General features: G+C 38.6%; 19 protein-coding genes. 15 read left to right on the plus strand and 4 right to left on the minus strand.

Translation table 11 applies throughout. The features are described from left to right. Positions 1-102: 102 nt before the first annotated feature. Positions 103-1,320, plus strand: a complete 1,218-nt coding sequence (gene mtnK / locus BW142_RS18305) for an S-methyl-5-thioribose kinase (protein WP_076925866.1) — start codon at positions 103-105, stop codon at positions 1,318-1,320. A gap of 47 nt (positions 1,321-1,367) precedes the next feature. Here the strand turns inward: mtnK and BW142_RS18310 are convergent, their stop codons facing one another. Next, on the minus strand, positions 1,368-2,849 hold the full coding sequence (locus BW142_RS18310) for an FMN-binding glutamate synthase family protein (protein ID WP_024599719.1): 1,482 nt from the start codon (positions 2,847-2,849) through the stop codon (positions 1,368-1,370). Between the two features lie 176 nt (positions 2,850-3,025). After that, a complete protein-coding gene (locus tag BW142_RS18315) occupies positions 3,026-4,807 on the minus strand; it encodes a DUF885 domain-containing protein (RefSeq protein ID WP_076925898.1) in 1,782 nt (593 codons plus the stop codon). Positions 4,808-5,165: 358 nt separating this feature from the next. Between BW142_RS18315 and BW142_RS18320 the strand changes: the two genes are divergently transcribed. The 14 genes from BW142_RS18320 (at position 5,166) to mdoH (ending at position 21,682) form a co-directional block, all read left to right on the plus strand. Further along, positions 5,166-6,152: a GGDEF domain-containing protein gene (locus tag BW142_RS18320; RefSeq protein WP_024599717.1), complete on the plus strand. Its 987-nt coding sequence runs from the start codon at positions 5,166-5,168 to the stop codon at positions 6,150-6,152. A gap of 83 nt (positions 6,153-6,235) precedes the next feature. Continuing rightward, positions 6,236-6,991, plus strand: a complete 756-nt coding sequence (gene ubiE, locus BW142_RS18325; RefSeq protein WP_024589468.1) for a bifunctional demethylmenaquinone methyltransferase/2-methoxy-6-polyprenyl-1,4-benzoquinol methylase UbiE — start codon at positions 6,236-6,238, stop codon at positions 6,989-6,991. An 11-nt stretch (positions 6,992-7,002) separates the two neighbouring features. After that, positions 7,003-7,686 (plus strand): SCP2 sterol-binding domain-containing protein, encoded by a 684-nt coding sequence (locus BW142_RS18330; protein WP_076925867.1) that lies wholly within the window; start codon positions 7,003-7,005, stop codon positions 7,684-7,686. Between the two features lie 9 nt (positions 7,687-7,695). Continuing rightward, positions 7,696-9,300, plus strand: a complete 1,605-nt coding sequence (ubiB, locus tag BW142_RS18335) for a ubiquinone biosynthesis regulatory protein kinase UbiB (protein WP_076925868.1) — start codon at positions 7,696-7,698, stop codon at positions 9,298-9,300. Positions 9,301-9,379: 79 nt separating this feature from the next. Next, the gene (tatA, locus tag BW142_RS18340) at positions 9,380-9,628 is read left to right on the plus strand and encodes a Sec-independent protein translocase subunit TatA (RefSeq protein ID WP_024599714.1); all 249 of its coding nucleotides are present in this window, start codon (positions 9,380-9,382) and stop codon (positions 9,626-9,628) included. A gap of 5 nt (positions 9,629-9,633) precedes the next feature. Continuing rightward, positions 9,634-9,966 carry a Sec-independent protein translocase protein TatB gene (gene tatB / locus BW142_RS18345; RefSeq protein ID WP_024599713.1) on the plus strand — a complete coding sequence of 111 codons (333 nt, stop codon included), beginning with the start codon at positions 9,634-9,636 and terminating at the stop codon, positions 9,964-9,966. 48 nt (positions 9,967-10,014) lie between these two features. Next, positions 10,015-10,755 (plus strand): twin-arginine translocase subunit TatC, encoded by a 741-nt coding sequence (gene tatC, locus BW142_RS18350; protein WP_024599712.1) that lies wholly within the window; start codon positions 10,015-10,017, stop codon positions 10,753-10,755. Position 10,756: 1 nt separating this feature from the next. Then, the gene (locus BW142_RS18355; RefSeq protein ID WP_024599711.1) at positions 10,757-11,272 is read left to right on the plus strand and encodes a hypothetical protein; all 516 of its coding nucleotides are present in this window, start codon (positions 10,757-10,759) and stop codon (positions 11,270-11,272) included. After that, positions 11,272-12,057, plus strand: coding sequence for a TatD family hydrolase (locus BW142_RS18360; RefSeq protein ID WP_076925869.1), 786 nt, complete (start codon positions 11,272-11,274; stop codon positions 12,055-12,057). The genes BW142_RS18355 and BW142_RS18360 overlap by 1 nt, the downstream gene beginning before the upstream one ends. Further along, on the plus strand, positions 12,057-13,910 hold the full coding sequence (locus tag BW142_RS18365) for a diguanylate cyclase (RefSeq protein WP_076925870.1): 1,854 nt from the start codon (positions 12,057-12,059) through the stop codon (positions 13,908-13,910). The genes BW142_RS18360 and BW142_RS18365 overlap by 1 nt, the downstream gene beginning before the upstream one ends. A gap of 12 nt (positions 13,911-13,922) precedes the next feature. Further along, positions 13,923-14,933 (plus strand): porphobilinogen synthase, encoded by a 1,011-nt coding sequence (gene hemB / locus BW142_RS18370; RefSeq protein ID WP_076925871.1) that lies wholly within the window; start codon positions 13,923-13,925, stop codon positions 14,931-14,933. A 128-nt stretch (positions 14,934-15,061) separates the two neighbouring features. Continuing rightward, complete coding sequence (locus BW142_RS18375) at positions 15,062-17,800, plus strand: ExeM/NucH family extracellular endonuclease (RefSeq protein ID WP_076925872.1); 2,739 nt, start codon at positions 15,062-15,064, stop codon at positions 17,798-17,800. 329 nt (positions 17,801-18,129) lie between these two features. Further along, positions 18,130-19,749, plus strand: a complete 1,620-nt coding sequence (locus BW142_RS18380) for a glucan biosynthesis protein G (RefSeq protein WP_024599706.1) — start codon at positions 18,130-18,132, stop codon at positions 19,747-19,749. After that, on the plus strand, positions 19,721-21,682 hold the full coding sequence (mdoH, locus tag BW142_RS18385) for a glucans biosynthesis glucosyltransferase MdoH (protein ID WP_076925873.1): 1,962 nt from the start codon (positions 19,721-19,723) through the stop codon (positions 21,680-21,682). The genes BW142_RS18380 and mdoH overlap by 29 nt, the downstream gene beginning before the upstream one ends. Before the next feature lie 67 nt (positions 21,683-21,749). On the opposite strand, the gene BW142_RS18390 is transcribed toward mdoH, so the two are convergent. Together BW142_RS18390 and fusA are read right to left on the minus strand one after the other, a co-directional pair. After that, complete coding sequence (locus BW142_RS18390; RefSeq protein WP_033036928.1) at positions 21,750-22,181, minus strand: hypothetical protein; 432 nt, start codon at positions 22,179-22,181, stop codon at positions 21,750-21,752. A gap of 364 nt (positions 22,182-22,545) precedes the next feature. Continuing rightward, positions 22,546-24,630 (minus strand): elongation factor G, encoded by a 2,085-nt coding sequence (gene fusA / locus BW142_RS18395; RefSeq protein ID WP_076925899.1) that lies wholly within the window; start codon positions 24,628-24,630, stop codon positions 22,546-22,548. Positions 24,631-24,793: the final 163 nt, after the last annotated feature.

Consider the following 24,793-nt stretch of genomic DNA (forward strand, 5'->3'; position numbering starts at 1 on the left):
CGTTATTTTACACCACTTTGAATAACTCTCAAGTTAGACTTGTAGACATCTAAACATTTAAAGGTATAGAATGCTTAAAAGCTGATTTTTGAGATTTAAACCATGACTAACTATGTTGCTTTTAATGCACAGCGCGCTATCGATTATGTGTCGACGTTAATTGAATCTAACCAATGTAATTTTTTTGCCCACGGACAAACCTTAACGGCGTACGAGTTTGGTGATGGCAATCTTAATTTAGTATTTAGAATTACTGATGAGCAAAATAATAGCGTTATTTTAAAGCAAGCTTTGCCTTACGCCCGTTGCGTGGGTGAGTCGTGGCCATTAACGCTTGATAGAGCTCGTATAGAAGCACAAGTTTTGCTTAATCATGGCGCTATTTGCCCAACTTATACAGCTAGGGTTTTACATTATAGTGAAATGCAAGCGCTCACTATTTTAGAAGATTTAGGTAATTTACAAATACTGCGTACTGCACAAAATAATGCAGAGCAATTTCCTAAATTGGCGCAGCATGTAGCGACCTACTTAAGTCATACTGGCTTTTATAATTCAGATTTTTATTTAACCGCACAAACTAAAAAAGCACTTGTTAGCCAATTTACTAATCCCGAGCTTTGCCAAATTACTGAAGACTTATTTTTTAGCGATCCGTACATTGAGCACGAACGCAATAACTACCCAGAGCAACTACAAAGCGAAGTTGATGCAATACAAAAAAATAGCGCGTTAAAGTTAGAAATCGCAAAACTAAAAGCTAATTTTTTATCTAACCCGCAAACATTACTTCATGGTGATATGCATAGCGGCAGTATTTTTGTTGATTGTAATAATACAAAGATGATCGATCCTGAGTTTGGTTTTTTTGGTCCTATTGGGTTCGATATTGGCTCTTTTATTGGTAATTTACTTTTAAATTATTGTGCGCAATACGGGCGTATTGAAGATTTTGTGGCTCGTCGTAATTACCAAACCCATTTATTAAGCACTCTTGTTGAATGCTATACCTTATTTGAACAACATTGGCTTACGCTTATCAATGAGCATACTACTGAAGCTGCGCTAAAGGCTGCAGGTTATAGTGAGTACTTTATGAAAAGCGTACTACAAGACACTATTGGTTATTGTGGTGCTGAATTAATTAGGCGCACCATAGGGCTCGCACATGTAACCGATATAGATAGCATTAGTGATGAGGCTGCGCGCCTTACAGTGCAAAAACAAACATTAGCGCTAGGCGAGCAACTTATTTTGAATGCCCAAACATGCGACAACAAAGACGCATTTTTTAGTTTATTAATAAGCCAATTAAACTAAAAAACATTAAAAAAAGGCGCTATCAGCGCCTTTTCTATTATTAAAATTTACTTATAATTTTCATAAATTTTATCAAGCGGCTCCGATAAACCACTTTCTTGCACTATACGTACGTGCTCACGCCTTAATTCGCGTGCACTAGTCACACCACAAGAATGAGCTATAAGCCCCGCTCCGTAATGAATGTATTTATTATAGTTAGCTACTCGCTGCGCTTTATCAGCTACATTTAAACCGCGTTGCAAACGCTCGTTATGCGTAGTGATACCCGTTGGACAGGTATCTTTATTACATTGCATTGCCTGAATACAGCCCAGTGCAAACATATGCCCTCGAGCCGACACAACAAAATCAGCACCCAGTGCCAATGCCCAAGCAACCTTGGAAGGAACAATTAATTTACCTGATGCGATTATTTTAATACGATCTCGCAGCCCATGCTTTTCAAGCATGTTAACTACCAGCGGTAAACTCTCACGTAGTGGTAAACCGACTGAGTCCATAAGCGGTTGTGGTGCCGCCCCCGTACCACCATCAGCACTATCTATGGTAATAAAATCAGGTGCTGACTCTATACCACGATGATTTATTTCAGCGAACAACGTTTCTAACCACCCGTAGGCACCAATTACCGCTTTAAAGCCTGTAGGCTTACCTGTCGCGTTACGTACCGTGGCAATCATATCTAGAATATCGGCTGGGTTTTTAATTTCAGGATGGCCATTGGGACTAATAGAGTCTTGCCCCTCTGGAATACCCCTAATTTTAGCTATTTCGGCATTAACTTTACGCCCTGGAAGCATTCCACCCTTACCTGGTTTAGCGCCTTGGCTCATTTTTAGTTCGAACATTTTGACTTGTTCGTGAGCCGCTATTTCTTTAAGTTTTTCGGTGCTTAAATTTCCATGCTCGTCTCGAGCACCATATTTAGCGGTACCAATTTGAAAAACAATATCGGCGCCCCCCTCCAAATGGTATGGGCTTAGCCCACCTTCACCGGTGTTCATCCAGCAACCTGCTAATTTAGCTCCTTTTGATAAAGCACGAACCGCAGGCTTTGAGAGCGCACCAAAGCTCATACCCGATACATTAAATAACGAATTAGTGGTGTAAGGTGTTTTACAGTATGGACCTAAAGTGACATTACTCGGGTCGAGTGCTTCTTCATCTAAAGTCGGAAACGCACAGTTCATGAACATAACTGTACCTGTTACTTCTAAGCTTTGTGTCGAACCGAATGCAGCAGTACGGTCAACATCTTTAGCAGCGCGATAAACCCAGCTTCGCTCTGCGCGGTTAAATGGCATTTCCTCTCTATCTTGAGCAAAAAAGTATTGTCTAAAAAACTCACCTTGGCGTTCAAAAAAATACCGAAAACGACCAATTACAGGGTAATTACGCCTAATAGCATGCTTTGTTTGCGTTACATCTCGAATATAAAAAATAATAACAGTAAGTACAACGAACCCGAGCACAACTATAAACATACTTGCAAATATATCGATACTAAACATTATAAAATTGCTCATTTATGACCCTTGGTGATTTTTAAAATAATAGCTAATAAGTACTGACCGTTTTAATGAACTAAATGGCACATCATAATTATTAATCTGCTAGCTTAAAATAAATACAAGTACTTACCAGCAAACCTGTAACTTAAATAGCTAAAAAAAAACTCAGTACCCACTTTAAAAAATTATACTTATTTACTTTCCAGCTTAACTGATTCCTTTTTAATATAAATGCGTACTTGCGTTTCAAGTACCGATAAAGGCACTGAACCATGACGTAATATTTGATGATGAAACTCACGAATATCAAAATTGTGCCCAAGTGCTTGCTCTGCTTCAGAGCGTAAACGTTTAATAGTTAATTCACCAATTTTGTACGAGAGGGCTTGTGCAGGCCATGTAATATAACGATCAGTTTCTGTTTTAACGTTATGCAGCGAAAGCGCTGTATTTTCACTCATAAAATTCATGGCACGCTCGCGACTCCAGCCATACATATGCATACCCGTATCAACAACTAAACGGGCTGCTCGCCACATTTCATAGGTCAAGCGACCAAAACGGCTATATGGGTCTTGGTAAAAGCCTGCTTCTAATCCTAAATACTCAGAGTAAAGTCCCCAACCTTCGCCAAATGCCGAAAGGTAAGCATCACGACGATAACTCGGCAAATTTTCAAGCTCAGCATTGAGTGAGATTTGCAAATGATGACCTGGCACGGCTTCGTGCAACGTTAATGCCTCTAAAACATACAAAGGGCGCTTATCTAAAGCGTAAGTATTTACCCAGTAATACCCTGCTTCATCATCTCGATTAGAACCAGAATATCGACCTGTTGTGTATTTAGGGGCAATGCTGGCTGGCACGGGTGCTACGCCATAAGGTTTACGCGGTAAGGTATGAAATAACTTAGGCAGTTGTGCATCCATTTTTTTAGCAATATAAGAGGCTTCTTTTAAAAGCTGCTCAGGTGTTGTGGCGTAAAATTGTGGATCAGTGCGTAAAAAGTGAATAAATTCGGCAAACGTGCCTTTAAAACCTACTTCTGTTATTACGTCTTCCATTTCACTGCGGATTCGAGCAACCTCTTTCAATCCAAGTTCGTGAATCTCTTTAGGTGTCATATCGGTAGTGGTGTAATACTTAGCTCTGTTTTTATAAAATGCCTCGCCATTAGGCGTCTCTGATATGCCAATACTTGTGCGTGCACTAGGTCGATACTGCTGCGTAAAAAACGCTAAGTAATTCTTATAAGACTGTATAACATCGTCTTTTATAATGTTTTTAGCTTTTTGTTGTAACGCTTTAAATTTATCGTCACTCAAACCTGCTGTATTAGTTAAAAAAGGTTTATAAAACTCAGATGTAGTTACATCGTCAACAATGTAAGCATTAATTGAGTCTTCATAACCCTCTAAAACTGCTTTAGGTTGGGTAAGGCCTGTTTCGATCCCTTTTTTCATCCAATAGATGTTTTGTTCAAAAAAGCGTGGGACTTGCGTTAATCGAGTCAAATATACTTGGTAGTCTTGCTGATTTTTATATTGAGAGCTGTTTACTATGTACGATAAACCAGAATGAAAACCATATTCTGAGGTAAGCGGCATATAGTGCGCATTAAATACATATTCATCAACACTGTTTTGTACTTGAGCTCGAATAATATTGAAGTTTATTTGATTTTCATCACTTAACTTTGCAATATTAACTGCGTCTAGCTCAGCAAGTAGACTCGCTTTATTTTTATATTCTTGTGCTAAAAATTTGGGCGATAAATTTGGTAATAAATAACCTTCAACTCCCTCTAAATTGCTATAAGGATTAGTACTTTGCCTATAATCGACAATGCTTTTTGCTACTTGTGTAAATTGTTTATTGGCATTTGGTGTTGTTATTTGGCATGCACTCAATGAACATAAAATTGTGATGCCAAATAAAGATTGGCGAAGTGGCTTAACTAAAAAGTGATTCATTATAATGTAACTTAGCAGTGTTATTAATTTCATAAAACTATCGCAGGCTAAATAAATAGCAAGTAAATGAGACCAACTTTAATAAATAAACCTTACTAAAAACAAGTGTATTAAACTAAGAAACGACTCTAACATTGCCAATAGCAAGCTTAATTGATGAGAAAAACAGCTATCAAGCCGCTAAAGTAAAATTTAAGTTCCCTAACTTCTGTTTTTACTTTTAAATGGCGCACATAACGATTACTGTAGTAAAAAATAATAAAAAGCTCGGACGCATAACCGCCTCATGGAATGAGATATTCGAATTTGCACTTATGCGTACTTAGTTGGTATTTAAAAAATGATGTTCCATGATTCCATGGCTATTGCACAAGAAAAAATGACCAAAGTGTGTGTTTTTTTAGAGCGTTATGCGCTCCCACCTACGCCGCTGAATTATCAAGTTATTTATACTTATACCAGTCAAACTAATCTCAAGCTAAATAAAGCTTTAGATCGTGCTATTGCTGTTGAAGATAATATAGATAGCGTTTTAATTGAACAGCTACATTCTGAGTTTTTAAATACCGGCCACTTAGCGCAAGTCAACATGATTCAAAACGTTGATGGTGTTATAAATTCACTTTCTCAAAACTCTCATGCTACTGAGAAGCAAATAGTTCGTTTTGCGGGTCAAGTAAGCGAGTGCGTACATTCGCTTAATGAGAACAACATAGAACAAAGCCGTCAAGCGCTTGAAGTACTCCATAATCAAACCGCCGAATTACTCAACCAACATAAGCAATTTAAGCAAGAACTCAGTAAAGCTAAACAACTACACGAAAAAACACAAAAGCAACTTACTCAGCTTCGTAAACAACATATTATTGATAGTCAAACAGGGCTTTATAAGCGCCATTATTTAACGCAACAAACGCAAGTGTGGACTAATCAACAAAAGTCTATTTGCGCAATAGCGATTCAAATAGACAACCTTGATCATTTTACTGAAAATTATGGTGATATTATTGGTGAAGTCATTTTGAATAAAGTAGCTAAGCAAGTTCAAAAATATGTTTTCCAAAGTGGCTTACCTGGTCGCACAGCTAAAGATCAATTTACTGTTTTGCTCGCCGACATCGACCCAGATACGGCCAATGTAATAGCCGAGAAAGTACGAAATGGTGTCGAAAAGCTGCGCTTTGTTAGTTCAAAAACAGGGATTAAACTACCTAGTATTGGCTTATCACTAGGAATTGCTCAGCATCAACAAGAAGATGATTTTAATCAGCTAGCTAAAAAAGCATCTCATGCGGCTTATAAAGCACGTTCATTAGGGCAAAGTAGTTACACTGCAGGGCAATAAATTACCTGATAAATCATATTCAAATTGCACCTACTGTGTACAATAAAGTACACTAACCTCTATTGTCACGATAGAGATTAGTCATGAACGAAACCGAACAAAAGACCACGCATTTTGGTTATAAAACAGTAGCCGAGAACGATAAAGCTTCTATGGTTGCTGATGTATTTCACTCAGTAGCTGCAAAATACGATGTAATGAATGATTTAATGTCTTTTGGTGTGCATCGTTTATGGAAACGTCAAACTATTGCAAGCTCAGGTGTTCGTAAAGGACATCATGTACTCGATTTAGCCGGCGGCACTGGCGATTTAACTGCAAAGTTTAGTCAATTAGTTGGAGAAACGGGTCAAGTTGTTTTAGGTGATATAAACTCATCTATGCTTAAAGTTGGCCGTGAAAAACTACATAATCTTGGGTTAGTTGGCAATATCGACTACGTACAAATGAATGCAGAAATGCTGCCGTTCCCAGATAATAGCTTTGATGTGATCACTATTGCCTTTGGCTTACGTAACGTTACCGATAAAGACAAAGCATTGCGCTCTATGTACCGTATTTTAAAGCCAGGTGGTCGTTTACTTGTTTTAGAGTTTTCAAAACCAGAGCATGACGTACTTAGTAAAGCTTACGATTTTTACTCATTTAATTTATTGCCTACAATGGGTAAGCTAGTTGCTAACGACAGTGAATCGTATAAGTATTTAGCTGAATCTATTCGCATGCATCCAGATCAAGACACACTAAAAGCGATGATGGAAGATGCAGGCTTTGAGCAAACAACATACCAAAACCTCACAGGCGGAATTGTTGCGCTGCATCGTGGTTTTAAATATTAAGGCTAGCAGTTATGGCACTTGAGAAAATAACAAAAAATAATAATGATGCAATGGCATCTGAATTTTTTATGTTACCTAATTTTGTGCTTTCGCTTATTGAGCGTGTACTAAATCAAGCTCTCAGCCTTGACCCACAATTGTCTCAAAAACTAAGCGCAGTTAAACATCAACGCTTAGTGGTTGAAGTAAGAGATTGGCAACAAAGTATCCAACTTGTTTATAGCGCTGAGCAATTGCACTTATACAGTGCTCAAAGTAACGAAAACGCAGATTGTATGATCAGCGCAGATATAGACACGCTTTTAGCACTTAAAAACCCAGCTATGCTTACCCAGTTAATTCGCCAAGATAAGCTCGACTTACAAGGCGATTTAAATATTGCGCAAACTTATAGTAATGCGTTTTCAGGCATTGATATTGATTGGCCTGAACAGCTTTCTAAATACATTGGCGATACCCCCGCTCAGCAGTTATATCTATACCTAAAAAAACTAAAACAAAAGAGCAGCAAAACCAATACTAAAATAAGTACCATGCTTACAAGTTTATGCCAAGACGAGCTCGCAATTACTATTCACCCATTAGAACTTGAGCAATTTAAACAAAAAAATAGAGAACTCAAAGGCCAAGTAGCTGCTGTTGAGCAGCGTATAAATACCTTGTTAAACTCTTTTTTACCTTCAAACACCCGCTAAGGATTTTTTGTGTCGACTGCACGTTTGTATAACATCACCAAAACTTTACTTCGCTATGGGCTAGACGAGCTAATTCCTAAACATAAGATCCCTTGGTTTGGTAAAGTAGCTCGTGGCAGTTTGTTTTGGCTGCGTAATCAGCACAAAGAAAAACCTGCAGGACTACGTTTACGTTTGGCACTACAAGAGCTTGGTCCCGTTTGGATTAAGTTTGGCCAAATGCTCTCTACTCGTCGTGACTTACTCCCTCATGATATCGCTTTAGAGCTTGCCTTTTTACAAGATCAAGTTCAGCCATTTGAAGGCGAACTTGCACAAAAAATAATAGAAAAAGCGCTAGAAATTAACGATATAAGTGAATTGTTTAGTGAGTTTTCACAAACTCCTCTAGCCTCTGCATCTATAGCGCAAGTGCATACAGCAAAGCTTATTGATGAGCAAAGCATTGAGCAAGATGTAGTAATTAAGGTTATTAGACCAAATATTTACGAGCAAATTAATGCCGATTTAGCGTTAATGGAAAAGCTCGCTAAGGTACTTGCAAAAGTCCATAACGAATCAAAACGCCTGCGTCCTATAGAAGTAGTTAAAGAATATAAAAAAACACTCCTAGACGAGCTCGACTTAATGCGCGAAGGTGCCAATGGCATTCAACTTAAGCGCAACTTTGAAGGCTCTGAATCATTGTATATTCCTGCAGTTTACAGTGATTATAGCCGTAGTAATGTCCTAGTAATGGAGCGTATTTACGGTATACCCGTCTCTGATACCGATTCACTTCTGGCGCAAAACACGAATATGAAATTACTTGCTGAGCGCGGCGTAGAAGTGTTTTTTACGCAAGTGTTTAGAGACAGCTTTTTTCATGCCGACATGCATCCGGGTAATATATTCGTCTCTCGCGAGCATCCTGAAAATCCAATGTATATCGGTATTGACTGCGGTATTGTTGGTACTTTGAGCAAAGAAGACAAACGTTATCTAGCTGAAAACTTTATTGCCTTTTTTAATCGTGATTATCGCCAAGTTGCACAGCTACACGTTGATTCTGGCTGGGTACCACACGATACCAGTATTGAAGAATTTGAATTTGCGATTCGCACAGTGTGCGAGCCTATATTCAATAAACCGCTTGCTGAAATTTCATTTGGTCACGTGCTCGTAAATCTATTTAATACCGCACGTCGTTTTAACATGCAGGTTCAACCGCAATTAGTGTTACTGCAAAAGACCTTATTATACGTTGAAGGATTAGGGCGTCAGCTATATCCACAACTCGACTTATGGAAAACAGCTAAACCCTTTTTAGAAGATTGGGTTAAGCAGCAAGTTGGACCGCTATCAGTACTGAAGCAAATGTATGCTAACTTGCCATTTTGGGCTGAAAAAATGCCTGAACTACCTGATCTAATTTACCAGAATTTAAAGCGTGCACCACACGCTCATAAACCTCAAGAACAAAAGGTATCTCATAAACCTTTAATATTGAGTTTATTTGGTAGTGCTACAATGATTATGGCAACACTTTGTTATTTACAGCACGATTTAATAGCTGCAGGTATTACTATAAGCTTATCGGCTATTAGTTTTATAACAGCATGGCGCAACGCATAAACTGAGTGCTATTTGCGCTATTGGGCGTATAATTAGTATTTAAAATATACATTTAACCGTTTATATATTGGAGAAAACCATGGGTTTTGGTGGTATTAGTATTTGGCAATTATTAATTGTTTTAGCGATCATAGTTTTACTTTTCGGTACAAAAAAACTACGCGGTATGGGTGGTGATATTGGAGGCGCTGTTAAAGGCTTTAAAAAAGCAATGTCAGACGACACAGCGAGTGAACAAGAAAAGTCAGAGCAAATTCAACAATCAGAAAAAAGCACCGTTGACGGCTCAACCAATACTGAAAAAAACAAAGATAGCAATAAGGTTTAATTAGTATGGGGATGTGGGAACTTGTTGTTATTTTTATTGTTGGCTTAGTAGTGCTTGGCCCAGAACGCTTACCTGTTGCTATTAGAACAGTAAGTAAATGGGTTAAAACAGCTAAGTCACTTGCCAACTCGGTAAAAGCCGAAGTAAGTGAGGAACTGCGTATTCACGAACTTCACGAAAACCTTAAAAAAGCAGAACAACAAGAACTAAAAGATTTAAGCCCTGAGTTACAAAGTTCATTAACAGAGTTACAAAAAGCGGCTGAGTCAGTTACTCACAGCTACAAGAAAAAACAACCGGATACATCAAATAACCAACAACTTGATGAAAAAAAGTGAAATTTATCTCTCACTTTGTGGTCAACTTATTACATGGTATAAAAAATAATGGCTGAGGAAGTAAAATCGGGATTTGTAGCTCATTTAATTGAGTTGCGTGATCGGCTAATAAAAGCACTATTGAGCATTTTCATTATTTTTATTGCCATAGTATATTTTGCGAATGACATTTATGCCTTTGTTGCACAGCCGTTAGTTTCGCATTTGCCAAGTACTGCAACTATGATTGCAACCGACGTTACTGCCCCCTTTTTTGCACCTTTCAAACTAACTTTATTTGTCGCTTTATTTGCGTCAATTCCGTGGATATTGCATCAAATTTGGGGGTTTATAGCGCCGGGTTTATATCAGCATGAAAAGAAAATGCTCATGCCTATTCTCGCCTCAAGTATAGTATTATTTTATGGCGGTATAGCCTTTTGTTATTTTGTAGTTCTGCCAATTATTTTAGGCTTTTTTACAAGTACTGGTCCAGAGATGATGACTCTTGCGCCCGACATAAGTAGCTATTTAGGGTTTGTATTAAAACTGTTTTTTGCATTTGGTGTCGCTTTCGAAATTCCTGTGGCAATTATGCTGCTATGTTGGAGTGGTGCAACAACAACAAAAAGCTTAAAAGAAAAGCGCCCATATATTGTCGTAGGCGTTTTTGTAGTGGCGATGTTTTTAACACCGCCCGATGTGTTATCACAAACTTTATTAGCATTTCCGATGCTTCTTTTGTTTGAGCTAGGCCTAATTTTAGCAAAATTCTATACCGCTAAACCACAAAAAGAATCTGAGGAATAAAATGAAAAAACAACTACTCTCACTATTGGTTTTATTAAGTGCGCCTACTTTTGCTGCGCAAACACAATTTAATACTCAAGCGTTACAAGCATGTAGCTTTATTGAAAATGACTTTAACCGATTACTTTGCTATGACAATACAGTTGCTGGTAAATCATTAACAAAGCCAACAGTAACAAAAACGCTTACTCCACCAACGGCTAACAATGTACCTCAAGTCGTAGCTGCTGCACCAATTCAAGCAAAGGCAAAAGCTGACGATTTTGGCTTAGAGTACAAAGAATCACAGGTAGAAAAAGAGACTGAAATTAAAGCTATGGTTACTTCAGTTAAAGAAGCCGCTTATGGCGAGTTAATTATCTCTCTAGATAACGGCCAACAATGGCGTCAAATTGGCTCTGACAGCATGCGTTTAAAAGAAAACGATACAATTGTAATTAGCCGTGGTGCATTCAACTCATTTTTACTGAAACAAGACGGTAAAAACCGCTCTATTCGCGTTAAACGTACTAAATAATGTCATATACGTTAATTGATGCTGGGGTTAACTTAGCCAATCATCAATTTAATGACCAGCATCGTGATGTAGTTACACGCGCAAGTGAAGCCGGTGTTACAAATATGCTTATTATAGGTTGTGATATTGCAAGCAGTCAGCAATCACTTGAACTTGCAATAAAACATCTTCAATATTCTACAGCGGGTATACACCCACATGATGCTAAGTCGGCGACGGATGAATTAGAAGTACAATTAACTGCACTTGCAAACAATAAGCAAGTTATAGCGATTGGTGAGTGCGGCCTTGATTATAACCGTGACTTTTCACCTCGCGATGTACAGCGTAGCGTTTTTAGACGCCACCTAACGCTTGCCGAAAAATTAGATTTACCGGTTTACTTACATGAACGTGATGCAAGTGACGATATGTTGAGTATTCTAAAAGAGTTTAATATTCGCGGTGTACTTCATTGTTTTACGGGTAACTCTGTAGCTCTTAAGCAATATTTAGATTTAGGTCTGTATATTGGTATAACAGGTTGGGTATGTGATGAAAGGCGTGGCAAAGAATTACAACAGCTAGTACCTAGTATTCCTCTAGATCGATTATTAATAGAAACTGATGCACCATTTTTAATTCCACGAACAGTTAAGCCAAAACCTAAATCGCGTAAAAATGAACCCGCTCTGCTCCCTTATATTTGCCAAACAGTTGCGCAACTTTATCAAACAGATGAAGAATTAATAGCCCGAAAAACAACAGAAAACTTTTACAATGTTTTTGGTTTAAAGAGCTGCTAATGGCGTGCGCAAAGGCATTACTAAGTCTATTAATGCTTCTTTGCACTTTTTATTCATTTGCAAACCCGGTAATAATAAAACACGATTTCAACTCTCAAAACATCAATAACCTGTATTACTCTTTTGAACCAACGTCGCTATTACATGCACAACAAAGTAGCAAGGTAGACTGGCAAAAAACCTTAGGCAAACCTCTTAACCTAGGTCTTGAGCAACGTTCTGTATGGGTGAAATTTAAAATAAAAAACACGCTTAGTTATAATACCGAACAACTGTTGTCGCTAAACAACCCTCTGCTAAACGACGTTCAAGTATATCAGTTACATAACTCGCAATTACTTTCTTACACCCAAATTGGCGATGCATACCCCCTTGATAAGCGTGCGATCAGAAGTGAATCTTTATTAGTTAAACTAATTTGCCCTGCAAATAGCGAAACGATTATTATACTGAAGGTGATGAATAGCTCAGGCTTGCGAGTCCCTTTAACTTTGTGGCAACCAGAAGCTTATTTAGCGCATAAAGGTAAACTTAATTTACTCTATGGCTTATTGATTGGTTTTATATTTTCTTTAGGTGTGAGCTGCTTAGTTTTATATGGTTTTTCGCGTAAACGTTATTTTATTTGTGCTGGTTTAATCACACTCACATTGGGGGGGGTCTTAGCCTACCTTTGCGGCTTTGGCTTAAGATATATTCACCCTAATTTGCCGGCATTACAGCAAGTTATGATCCCTATACTACTTATGCTTATTACTTTAATGTTTTTACCTTTGCAAAAGCAAATTTGCCATCCAAAGCCCTCTTCTTTACTAACGGTTCAAAAGGTAGTGGTTAACGTAGTTGGTGTCTCATTATTATTTATTTGGTTATTTCCAAACCATATAGTGACACTATTTTGCTTAACGGCTACCCCAATCGCTTTAGGCTTTTATATTGCAACTACATTTACGTGCATGCGTTTAGCGCCTTCTAAACCTAATAAAGCGCTATTGCTCGTATTAGTTTTTTTCTTGGTGGTAATGCTTTATTTTATTGTGGCAGTAATGGGGCTATACGCCTTTAGCAGAAGTACATTAGCATTTGTATTTGCATGCTTTTTTAGCTGCACTTTCTGTCTATGTTACAGTGTAATGAAGTTATTTATTTTACAACGCGATGAAGAAGTAATAGCTCAGCAAACCTTGATTGCTGAAAATGCAGCCCAAGATACACTGCTTAAAGAGCGCTTAAAGTTACAAGAAAAAACGCGCCAAGAACTCGAATCACAAGTCGACGAACGCACCTTTGAATTACAAGTTACACTTAGAGAACTTGAAGAAAAAAATCGTTCACTTGAGTTACTCAATACCGAAGACGCTTTAACCGGAATAAAAAACAGACGTTTTTTTGATAAGAAACTCGTCATGGAACTTCGTCGGTCTCGCCGAGAGCAAACACCACTTAGCATTGTTATGCTTGATATAGACCGGTTCAAAAGCATTAACGATACGTACGGACACATAATTGGCGATCAAGTTATTAAAGCTGTATCTGACCTAATAAAAGATCATTTAAAGCGCCCACTAGATGAAGTTGCCCGCTACGGCGGTGAGGAATTTGTGGTGCTATTACCTAATACCCCCAATGAAGGCGCACAAGACATAGCTGAAAAAATACGAGCAGCTATCTCAGCCAGTACAGTAACGGTAGCCAATAATGATATTCAATTTACAATTAGCGCTGGTGTATACACCAGCATTGCTGATGATGTTAGCAATCCTCAAATTTTTACTGAGTGCGCCGACAAAGCACTTTATTACGCAAAGCAACATGGCCGTAATCAAGTAATTACTTTTCCATTACCACAGTAGGAGCATATTAATATGGCCCAATCAGGATTAGACCTTTTCCCGTATACTCGCATGCGCAGAATGCGCCGCAGCGACTTTTCTCGCCGCTTAATGGCTGAAAATCAACTTAGCGTAAACGATTTAATTTACCCTGTATTTGTACTTGAAGGTAAAAATCGCCGCGAAGCAATTGAATCAATGCCGGGTATCGAGCGTTTATCAATAGATTTGCTGTTGCTTGAAGCAAAAGAACTTGTTGAACTTGGTGTACCTGCCTTAGCTATTTTTCCGGTAACACCTGCGGATAAAAAATCATTATTTGCCGAAGAAGCATATAATGATGATGGCTTAGTCCAACGCACTGTTCGTGCTTTAAAAGAAGCATTTCCTGAGTTGGGTGTAATTACTGATGGTGCACTTGATCCATTCACAACGCACGGTCAAGACGGCATTATTGATGACACTGGCTATGTGATAAACGACGTAACCACCGAAATTTTAGTTAAACAAGCACTCTCACATGCAGAAGCAGGCGCTGATGTAATTGCCCCTTCAGACATGATGGATGGCCGTATTGCTGCAATTCGTGAAGCGCTTGAAGCTGATGGGTTTGTGCATACCCGTATTATGGCCTACTCAGCTAAATACGCATCTAGCTACTATGGCCCATTTAGAGATGCAATAGGTTCTGCTAGTAACTTAAAAGGTGCCGATAAAAAAACCTACCAAATGGACCCTGCAAACTCTGATGAAGCAATACGTGAAGTCGCATTAGACTTACAAGAAGGCGCTGATATGGTCATGGTTAAGCCTGGCATGCCTTATTTAGATATTGTACGTCGTGTTAAAGACGAGTTTGGTGTACCTACTTTCGCATATCAGGTAAGTGGCGAGTATGCAATGCACAAAGCAGCTATCGATAACGGTTGGTTAAGTGAGGAAGCTACTATAATGGAGTCTTTACTTGCATTTAAGCGTGCAGGCGCTGATGGAATATTGACCTACTTTGCTAAGCAAGCCGCACAATACCTAGCTAAAAAGTAAGGGTTTTATAAAAAGGCGGTTAAACCGCCTTTTATTTACATTCGTTTACCTTTTTGTATTATTTTCGTCATATTTATTCTCTAAACTGGTGTCCCATTTTGGGATTAATACACGGGAATAATAAAAAAATGTTTAAAACAAAAATAACACCACTCGCACTTGTTATAGCCAGTCTCAGTGCACCAGCATCCGCTGATCTAATCATTTCTGAATATATAGAAGGAAGTGGTTACAATAAAGCCATTGAACTTTACAATAATGCAACAACAGACATTGACCTTAGTGAATACTCATTACAGCGCTATTCAAATGGCTCTGCTAGCGTATCTACAGAAATTACATTAAGCGGTACTTTAGCTGCAAATAGTACCTATGTAATTGTCAATGCGGACACTAGAGCTTCTACCGACCTTTCAGGTAAAGCTGATCTATTAGATAGCGTAGTTAACTTTAATGGTGACGATGCAATCGTATTGACTAAGGATGGATCTGTTGTTGATAGTTTTGGACAAGTTGGTGTCGATCCTGGTTCATCGTGGTCAGAAGGCGGAGTAACCACAGCGAATCAAACTTTACGCAGAAAAGATGAAATTACTACAGGAAGAACAACACCTGATGCAGCATTTAACCCAAGTGAAGAATGGGTACAGTTCGACCAAGATGAGTTTGACGGCTTAGGCTCACATGCAGGTAATGGTGGAACAACACCTGAACCAATTCCAGAACCAGAACCACTTGAACCACTTGTTTGTGACGCAGAAAAAGTACTAATTAACGCTATACAAGGTGATAGTTCTGCAAGCCCGCTTGTTGATACATTAGTAGAACTTGAAGGTGTAGTAACCGCAGACTTCCAAGGTGATGATCAATTAAAAGGCTTTTTTGTTAGCTCACTTGCTGCAGACATAGATGCCAATCCACTAACTTCTGAAGGTGTGTTTGTTTATTTTGCAGATACTGATGTAAATGTTGGTGACCATGTGCGCGTACAAGGTACTGTTGAAGAGTATTTTGATGCAACACAAATTGGCAGCGTAAGCCAAGTAGCAATTTGTGATACAGGTTTACCTGTAGCAGCTACAAAAATTACTTTACCTTTAGCTGATACAACGGATTTAGAGGCTTTTGAAGGTATGCTAGTTACTTTAGAGCAACCATTAGTAGTAACTAATAACTTTGGCCTTGGTCGATATGGTGAAGTTGAGTTAGCAACAGAGCGCTTGTATCAAGGTACACAGGTTGCACTACCTGGAGATACGGCTAATGCAGTTGAAACAGAAAACCTGCTTAAAAAGATCCTACTAGATGATGGCTCTACTGTACAAAACTTAGATCCAACAGCGTACCCAACCCCAGGCTTGTCAGCAGAAAATACATTACGTACTGGTGACACTGTAAACACAGTTACAGGTGCACTTGCTTATAGCTTTAGCCTTTACAGAATACACCCAACTTTAGCACCTCAGTTTATTGCAACAAATGCACGTGAAGATGCGCCTGAACTTAATGCTGAAGCAGATTTACGCGTAGCTAGCTTCAACGTACTTAATTACTTTAATGGTGATGGCCAAGGCGAAGGATTCCCTACCGCTCGAGGTGCAGATTCAGAAGCTGAACTTATTCGTCAAGAAGCTAAAATTGTAAGTGCAATTAGCGCTATCCAGGCCGACGTTGTTGGTTTAATGGAAATAGAAAATGATGGCTTTGGCGAATTTAGCGCTATTGCGAGCTTAGTAAATGCATTAAACGAAGCTGATTCAGCTAACCAATACGCATTTGTTGACTTTAACGTAGATCAAATTGGTACAGATGCAATTACTACCGCATTAATTTATCGTGCTAACAAAGTAGAAGAAGTAGGTACTGCTGCCATTACAACTGAAGCACCATTTGATTTTAGTAATCGTGCTCCAATTGCACAAAGCTTTAAATCATTAGAAACTGATGAAGTATTTACAGTTGCTGTGTCACACCTTAAATCTAAAAGCTGTGGTAGTGCTTCGGGTAATAATGCAGATTCAGGTGATGGCCAAGGCTGTTGGAATGAAATACGCACAGAAGGTGCTAATGCATTCGCTGATTGGCTTGATAGCAAACCAACCGGTATTGACGACGAAGATACTATTTTAGTCGGCGATATGAATGCTTACGCAATGGAAGACCCAATACGTGCATTTGCTGATAAAGGCTACAAAAATGTAGTTGCAGAAATTGATGGGGATACACTTGGTTACTCTTACAGCTTTTCTGGTCGCGCTGGTAGTTTAGATCACGCAGTAGCTACCCAATCACTACTTAGTAAAATTGTTGCAGCAACAGATTGGCACATCAACGCAGATGAACCTATTTCTCTTGATTACAATGTAGAGTTTAAAAGCGAAGGTCAACAATCTAGTTTGTACTCTGAAAGTGCATACCGCGCATCAGATCACGACCCTGTAATTATTGATATTAAATCTGAAATTACTTTAACACCTGAAGAGCAAACGCCTGTTATTACAGCTGATCAAGTTTTTGCAGTCGATGAAAACAGCGCAATTGGTACAGTTATCGGCACGCTCGATTTTAGTGATCCAAATGCCGATGAATCACCTGTTGTTAAATTTATTACATCTAATAATGATAGCGTTTCAATTAACAATCAGGGGCAGTTAATTGTTGCTGGAGAGATTGATTACGAATTCGAAAATCGTATTACTTTAACAGTGCAAGCTCAAGATAGCGTGGGTAACTTATCTAACGTTGAAAAAGTAGCTGTGAAAGTAAATAACTTACGCTCAGATGACGATAATGATGCAGGTTCATTATTATGGTTATCACTTCTTTTAGCACCACTATCAATAGTGCGTCGATTTAAAAAGAAATAACTAAGTTAAATCCAAACATTTAAAAAGCCGCTCTTGCGGCTTTTTTATTTTATACAAATGTAATTCAGACAAGCTTCATTAAACCCCCCGTAATATGTTCAGACGATCTGTGAATCTTCTAGTAATTAACCAGTAACAACTACATACATTTGAGTGAATTTTACACAATGAAACTCTTTTTATTATGTATATCGGTTTTACCTATTGAAAAGTATGAACTTTTATATGGGTTCACATTTTGCTTTAAATAATTAAGAAGATACTTACTAAACAAAATCAATATTTACCCTAAACGTAAAAATAAGTCGTGTTTTTATAAAGGAATGAGAATGAAACAATTAACCCAAAATCTGCCTAAATGGCAAAAAAAGTCAGCACCACTACTGGGTCTACTTATTATTTTTTCGACTTGGGGCAATAGCAACCAAGCGATTGCTGCAACCGTTGATGTAGCAATCCCACAAAGTAGCTTATTTGATGTAATTAGCGCTCGCGCCAAAAAGTTAGCAAGCGAAGAATACGTGGCACCTAAAAACATTGAGCTTGAAGCACTTAACAATATTGATTATCAGGATTACCGTTCAATTCGATTTAAAAAAGACAAAGCAGTATGGAAAGATGAAGGCCTGTACGAGCTACAATTATTCCACCCTGGTTTTTTATATAAAACACCTGTGACAATAAATACCGTTGATAGCGACTCTAAACGCAGTCGCTTACCCTTCAGTACCGACTTTTACCAATATGATGGCACAGCGGCACCACTACAAGAAGAAATAGCTAAAAGTGTTGCGGGTACTCAACTAGGCCATGCTGGGTTTCGCATACATTACCCATTGAATACTAACGAGTATAAAGATGAAGTAATGGTATTTCAGGGTGCATCGTATTTTAGAGTCGTTGGCCCTCAACAGGTTTATGGCTTATCAGCTAGAGGCCTTGCCATTGATACTGCAGAAAATTCGGGTGAAGAATTTCCAGTTTTTAAAGAATTCTGGTTAGTTAAACCAAAGGCCGACCAAACACAAATTACCATTTTTGCATTATTAGATAGCCCATCTATATCGGGTGCATACAAGTTCAGTGTTGACCCTACCACTAATATGCTAGTTGATGTTGATATGCAGATATTTGCGCGTAAAGATATTAAAAAACTGGGTGTAGCACCATTAACGAGTATGTTTTATCACGGCGAAAACAGCACCAAATTTTTTGATGACTACCGCCCTGAAGTTCATGACTCGGATGGTCTATTAACTCAATCTACTGATGACAAATGGGTATGGCGCCCTCTTAACAATCCTTCGCAGTTAAGTGTTACTTCATTTTCGTACAATAACCCAAAAGGTTTTGGGTTAGCTCAACGCGATCGAAACTTTAATAACTATTTAGACACAGAAGCACATTACCACAACCGCCCCAGCCTATGGATCGAACCACAAGGTGAATGGGGAAATGGTCGTGTAGAACTTGTAGAAATACCTACTGATACTGAAACTAACGACAATATCGTGAGTTACTGGGTACCAGAAAAGCCAATGAAAGCCGGAGATTCATTAAAGCTGAGCTACAAAATGACGACCTTTAATGCAGCTTTAACTCAGCACGAAAAAGCGCGAGTATTACGTACAAGGATTGGTAGCGCCGCTTTACCTGGTGAAGACAACCCACCACCAAAAAGTCATCGCCAATTTACTGTTGATTTTACTGGGTCGGAAATAAATCAACTTTCAGAACAATTAAAATTAGATGCCGACATTCAACTTACAACAGGCGAAGTAACCGACATAAATATCCAAAAACTGCCTGATTCACGAGGATGGCGTGTAGCTTTCAAAATTGCACCACAGGACGATCAACCCGTTGATATGCGTTTATCGTTAAAACTACGAGACAAAGAAATTAGCGAGGTATGGAGCTATGTTTGGTACCCAAATGACATCAAGTAATAAAGGGAAGGGCACTCCTATGCCATTCAAAACACTAAGAGTATGGCTATTTGCTATTGCGGCACTTGGCACATCTGGCTACGGCATATCTATTATGTTTGAGATTTTAAGCTCAAACGGTATGACATTACTTGAATACGCTCTTTTAGTATTATTCTCAATCACTTTTGCCTGGATTGTAACGGCCTTTTGTAGTGGAACAATTGGCTTTGTATTACAGCTATTACGAATTGATCCACTTACATTGAAACGTATTAAACCAATTGAGTTTGACGAGGAGGCAATTAACGCCCAAAAAACCGCCGTTGTAATGCCTATTTATAACGAAGATACCCACCGTGTTATCGCGGGTTTTGAAGTCAGCCTGCAATCGTTAAAAGAAACAGGTCAACTTGCAAACTTTGATTTTTACTTATTAAGCGACACCCAAGACCCACAAATAGCTAAAAATGAGCTAAGTGCGTGGCATGCATTGTGTGAGCGTTTAGGTGATACGGCAAAGCACGTATTCTATCGCCGTCGCGAAGATAACAAACATCGTAAAGTAGGTAACCTAACCGACTTTTGTGAGCGCTGGGGCAGCCAGTACGACCATATGATTGTGCTTGATGCAGATAGCGTAATGACCGGAAAATGTATGTTAGAGCTTACTACAAGTATGCTCAACAACCCACAAGCAGGTCTGATCCAAACTATTCCGATCCCTGTTCGTCAAGATACCTTTTTTGGCCGTTTTTTACAGTTTGCGTCAGTACTTTATAGCCCAATGCTCGCGACTGGCTCAGCTTTTTGGCAAACTGATAAAGCAAACTATTGGGGTCATAATGCAATCATTAGAGTTGAGGCATTTATAACGTGCTGTGGTTTGCCAACACTAAAAGGTAATGCACCTTTTGGCGGCGAAATTTTAAGTCATGACTTTGTAGAAGCTTCACTACTTCATAGTGCTGGTTGGGATGTATTGTTGCTATCAGATATTGAAGGTAGCTATGAAGAAGTACCAAGTAACATTCTAGACTACGCTGTACGCGATAGACGTTGGGTGCAAGGTAATATTCAGCACTTAGGTTTACTATCGTCATCCAAATTAAAATTAATGAGTAAGTTGCATTTTCTACTCGGTGCCACAGCCTATATTTCATCGCTAATTTGGCTCTCAATGTTGGCGCTAAGTACTATTGATGCAGTAACTCGCGCATTAAATAGTGATGTGTACTTTAACCGTGTTTACCAATTATTCCCCACATGGCAAATAGCTAAAACCGATCTTATTGATTCACTCTTGTATCTAACTATTATTATTTTATTAATGCCTAAATTAATGGGCATAATAGTAACCCTAATACATAGAAACAAACGCTTTGGTGGTTCAATTAAGCTAATACTAGGTTCAATCATCGAAACTGTATTTGCTATTATTGTTGCCCCATTAATGATGGTATTTCATGCTTACTTTGTACTTTGTGTGTTTTTAGGCAAAAAAGTGAAGTGGGATGCACAACCTCGTGAAGGTCGCATGGTCCCTTGGAAGGAAGCGTTTGGTTATACGTTATTCTCAACTATTGTGGCTATTACATGGGGTAGTACAGCTTATTACTTCACACCAGTGTTCTTTTGGTGGTTATCGCCTATATTATTAGGCTTAGTGTTAGGCGCTCCAATTATCCGTTATACCAGTAGCATTAAGCTCGGTGTACAGCTTAGAAAGTTAGGTATATTTATTTGCCCTAGCGAAGTTGATAACGATTCAACGCTAGAAGCGCTTAAAACGCACCTAAAAGAAATTTCGATACCTGAGGAAGGTGCTTATCCACAAACTATACCGACACTACCACAAGAGCAATTGGTAACAATGCCTATCCAGTCCTTTAAAAAGCCAAGCAGGCTAAAGATGAAAGCGCTAAAAGCTAAGGCTATAAAAAAGTTTAATTAGCGCGTTATAAAATACAAAAACTAAAAAGGAGCGATTAACCGCTCCTTTTTGCTATCTTAATTAAAAATCAAGCGTTGCATTTATCGCTAATATTTTCCACTTTGTCAGCTAACTTATTACAGTACATTTCAGAAATAGCTGACTGCGCTTCATCATCAAGTTGCCAGTTATAGAAATGGAAATTTTTGCCATTATCTAGCTTCACCTTAAAAATGGTGAAAAGAAAAAACGAACTAAATGATACGCAACTAATTTCCTCACTATTGATATAGCGCTCTGTGCACAAACGTGTATAACAAATACCTGCTTTATAACAATGTAAAAAACGAAGATGAAGAATATTAAAAGCAATGATAATTAGTAGAGCTGGCATTACAGTGAGAAAAACAATCTTTAGGTTCACAGTAAACATAATATGAATTAAAAATATTATGCTGAATGCTAAAATACATTTTGTGAATTGTAGCCACCAGTTTGGTGCTAATTTAATAGATTTCATGATCGTTACGTCTTATATAGAATTAATATGTAAACGTCTCTGCTGCGGAGACTTCCCTATCTGACTTTAGAGCTCTAGTCTGAAAGTGCTGGTATTCTACATTACGCACATAGAAGCATCAACAGAAGTTCTTAAAATTCAGTAGGTTACATAGAATTTACAATTAACTCCTTACAAACCAACTGATTAAGTAAATGAAGTAAATGAAGTAAATAAAATGCTCTCTAATACCTTTTTACTAACTGATAATATAGGACTACTTAATAATAAAATGTAGCTATAAACAACTACAAAAAAAACTAAATTATAGGCAATAAAAAACCCGCAACATGTGCGGGTTTTTTTTAAAGAGTTAAAGAGCTAATTATTTAGCAGCTTTTTTCTCTTTTTCTGCAGCGATTACTGTATCAGCAACGTTTTGCGGACATGCAGCGTAGTGTGAGAACTCCATAGAGAACTGACCACGACCTGATGTCATTGTACGTAGTGTACCGATGTAACCGAACATTTCTGATAACGGTACGTCAGCTTTAATACGGCTGCCTGTTAAACCAGCTTCTTGGTCTTTCATCATACCACGACGACGGTTAAGGTCACCGATTACGTCACCAACGTGATCTTCTGGAGTGAACACGTCAACATTCATGATTGGCTCAAGAAGTTGTGCGCCTGCTTTAGGGATCGATTGACGGAAAGCGCCTTTAGCAGCGATTTCGAACGCGATTGCAGATGAATCCACGGCATGGAAACCACCGTCGAAAAGTTCAATTTCAACGTCAAGTACAGGGAAGCCAGCTAGAACACCAGTACCCATCATTGACTTGAAGCCTTTCTCAACTGCAGGCCAGAATTCTTTAGGTACGTTACCACCAACAACAGATGATTTAAACGTAAAGCCTGAAGCAACTTCGCCTGGCTTGATACGGTAATCAATTTTACCGAACTGACCAGAACCACCAGATTGTTTCTTATGCGTGTAGCTATCTTCAATTTCTTTAGTGATAGTTTCACGGTAAGCAACTTGTGGTTGACCAACAATAAGGTCTACGCCATAAGTACGCTTAAGAATATCTACTTTGATATCTAAGTGAAGCTCACCCATACCTTTAAGGATAGTCTCGCCTGAATCTTCATCAGTCTCAACTTGGAAAGATGGATCTTCTGCAACCATTTTACCGATAGCAACACCCATTTTCTCATTACCGCCTTTATCTTTAGGCTGTACAGCAATCGAGATTACTGGAGTTGGGAATACCATTGGCTCAAGTGTTACTGGGTGCTTAGGATCACATAATGTGTGACCAGTTTGCACGTTTTTCATGCCTACGATAGCAATGATGTCACCAGCTTGTGCGCTAGTTAATTCGTTACGGTCATCTGCTTGCATCTCAACCATACGGCCAACACGCTCAGTTTTACCAGTAAACGAGTTAAGGATAGTATCACCCTTGTTTAGTTTACCTGAGTAAATACGTACGAATGTTAATGCACCAAAACGGTCATCCATTATCTTGAATGCTAATGCTTTGAAAGGTTCATCTGCAGATACGATTGCAAATTCACCATTTTCGTTACCTTCTTCATCCATAAGAGGTTGAGGGTCAACTTCTGTAGGAGCTGGTAAGTAATCAACAACAGCGTCAAGAATAAGCTGCATACCTTTGTTCTTAAACGCAGAACCACAGTATGTAGGGAAGAAAGCAAGGTCACGAGTACCTTTACGGATACAACGTTTGATGTCTTCTACAGAAGGTGCTTCACCTTCCATGTAAGCTTCAAGTAGTTCATCGTCTTGCTCAAGGGCAGTTTCAACAAGCATTTCATAATACTCGTCAGTTTTTTCTACCATGTCTGCAGGAACATCTGTGATTTCGTAGTTTTCAGGAAGACCAGTGTCATCCCAAACGTATGCTTTTTTAGTTAAAACATCAACAACACCAACAAACTCATCTTCAATACCAATTGGTAAAGTCATGATTAGTGGTACAGCACCAAGTACTTTACGTACTTGCTCAGTTACACGGTAAAAATCAGCACCCATACGGTCTAATTTGTTTACGAAGATAATACGTGCAACTTCTGAGTCATTAGCATAACGCCAGTTAGTTTCTGATTGTGGTTCAACACCACCAGAACCACAGAACACACCAACACCGCCATCTAATACTTTAAGTGAACGGTAAACTTCAACTGTGAAGTCAACGTGTCCAGGAGTATCGATAACGTTAAAACGGTGATCTTTCCAGAAACAGCTTACAGCCGCAGACTGAATAGTAATACCGCGCTCAGCTTCTTGTTCCATGAAGTCAGTAGTAGATTCACCATCATGAACCTCACCTGTTTTATGGATTTGACCAGTAAGCTTTAGGATACGCTCAGTAGTCGTGGTTTTACCCGCATCAACGTGCGCGAAAATACCAATGTTTCTGTACTTCGATAAATCTGCCATTAATTTTACTCTTAATAAAGTCGATAAATTATTCGGCAGGAGTATAACATCACTTAAAGCGAACATCACCATACAAGCCGCTTAAAATGCAATCAATTCAACATATTTTTTTATATGCCAGAATCTATTAAATATCAAACATAACAAAAAACATGCAAGGCCT

This window comes from Pseudoalteromonas sp. EB27 (assembly GCF_001974875.1).
In the GTDB taxonomy this organism is placed as follows: Bacteria; Pseudomonadota; Gammaproteobacteria; order Enterobacterales; family Alteromonadaceae; genus Pseudoalteromonas.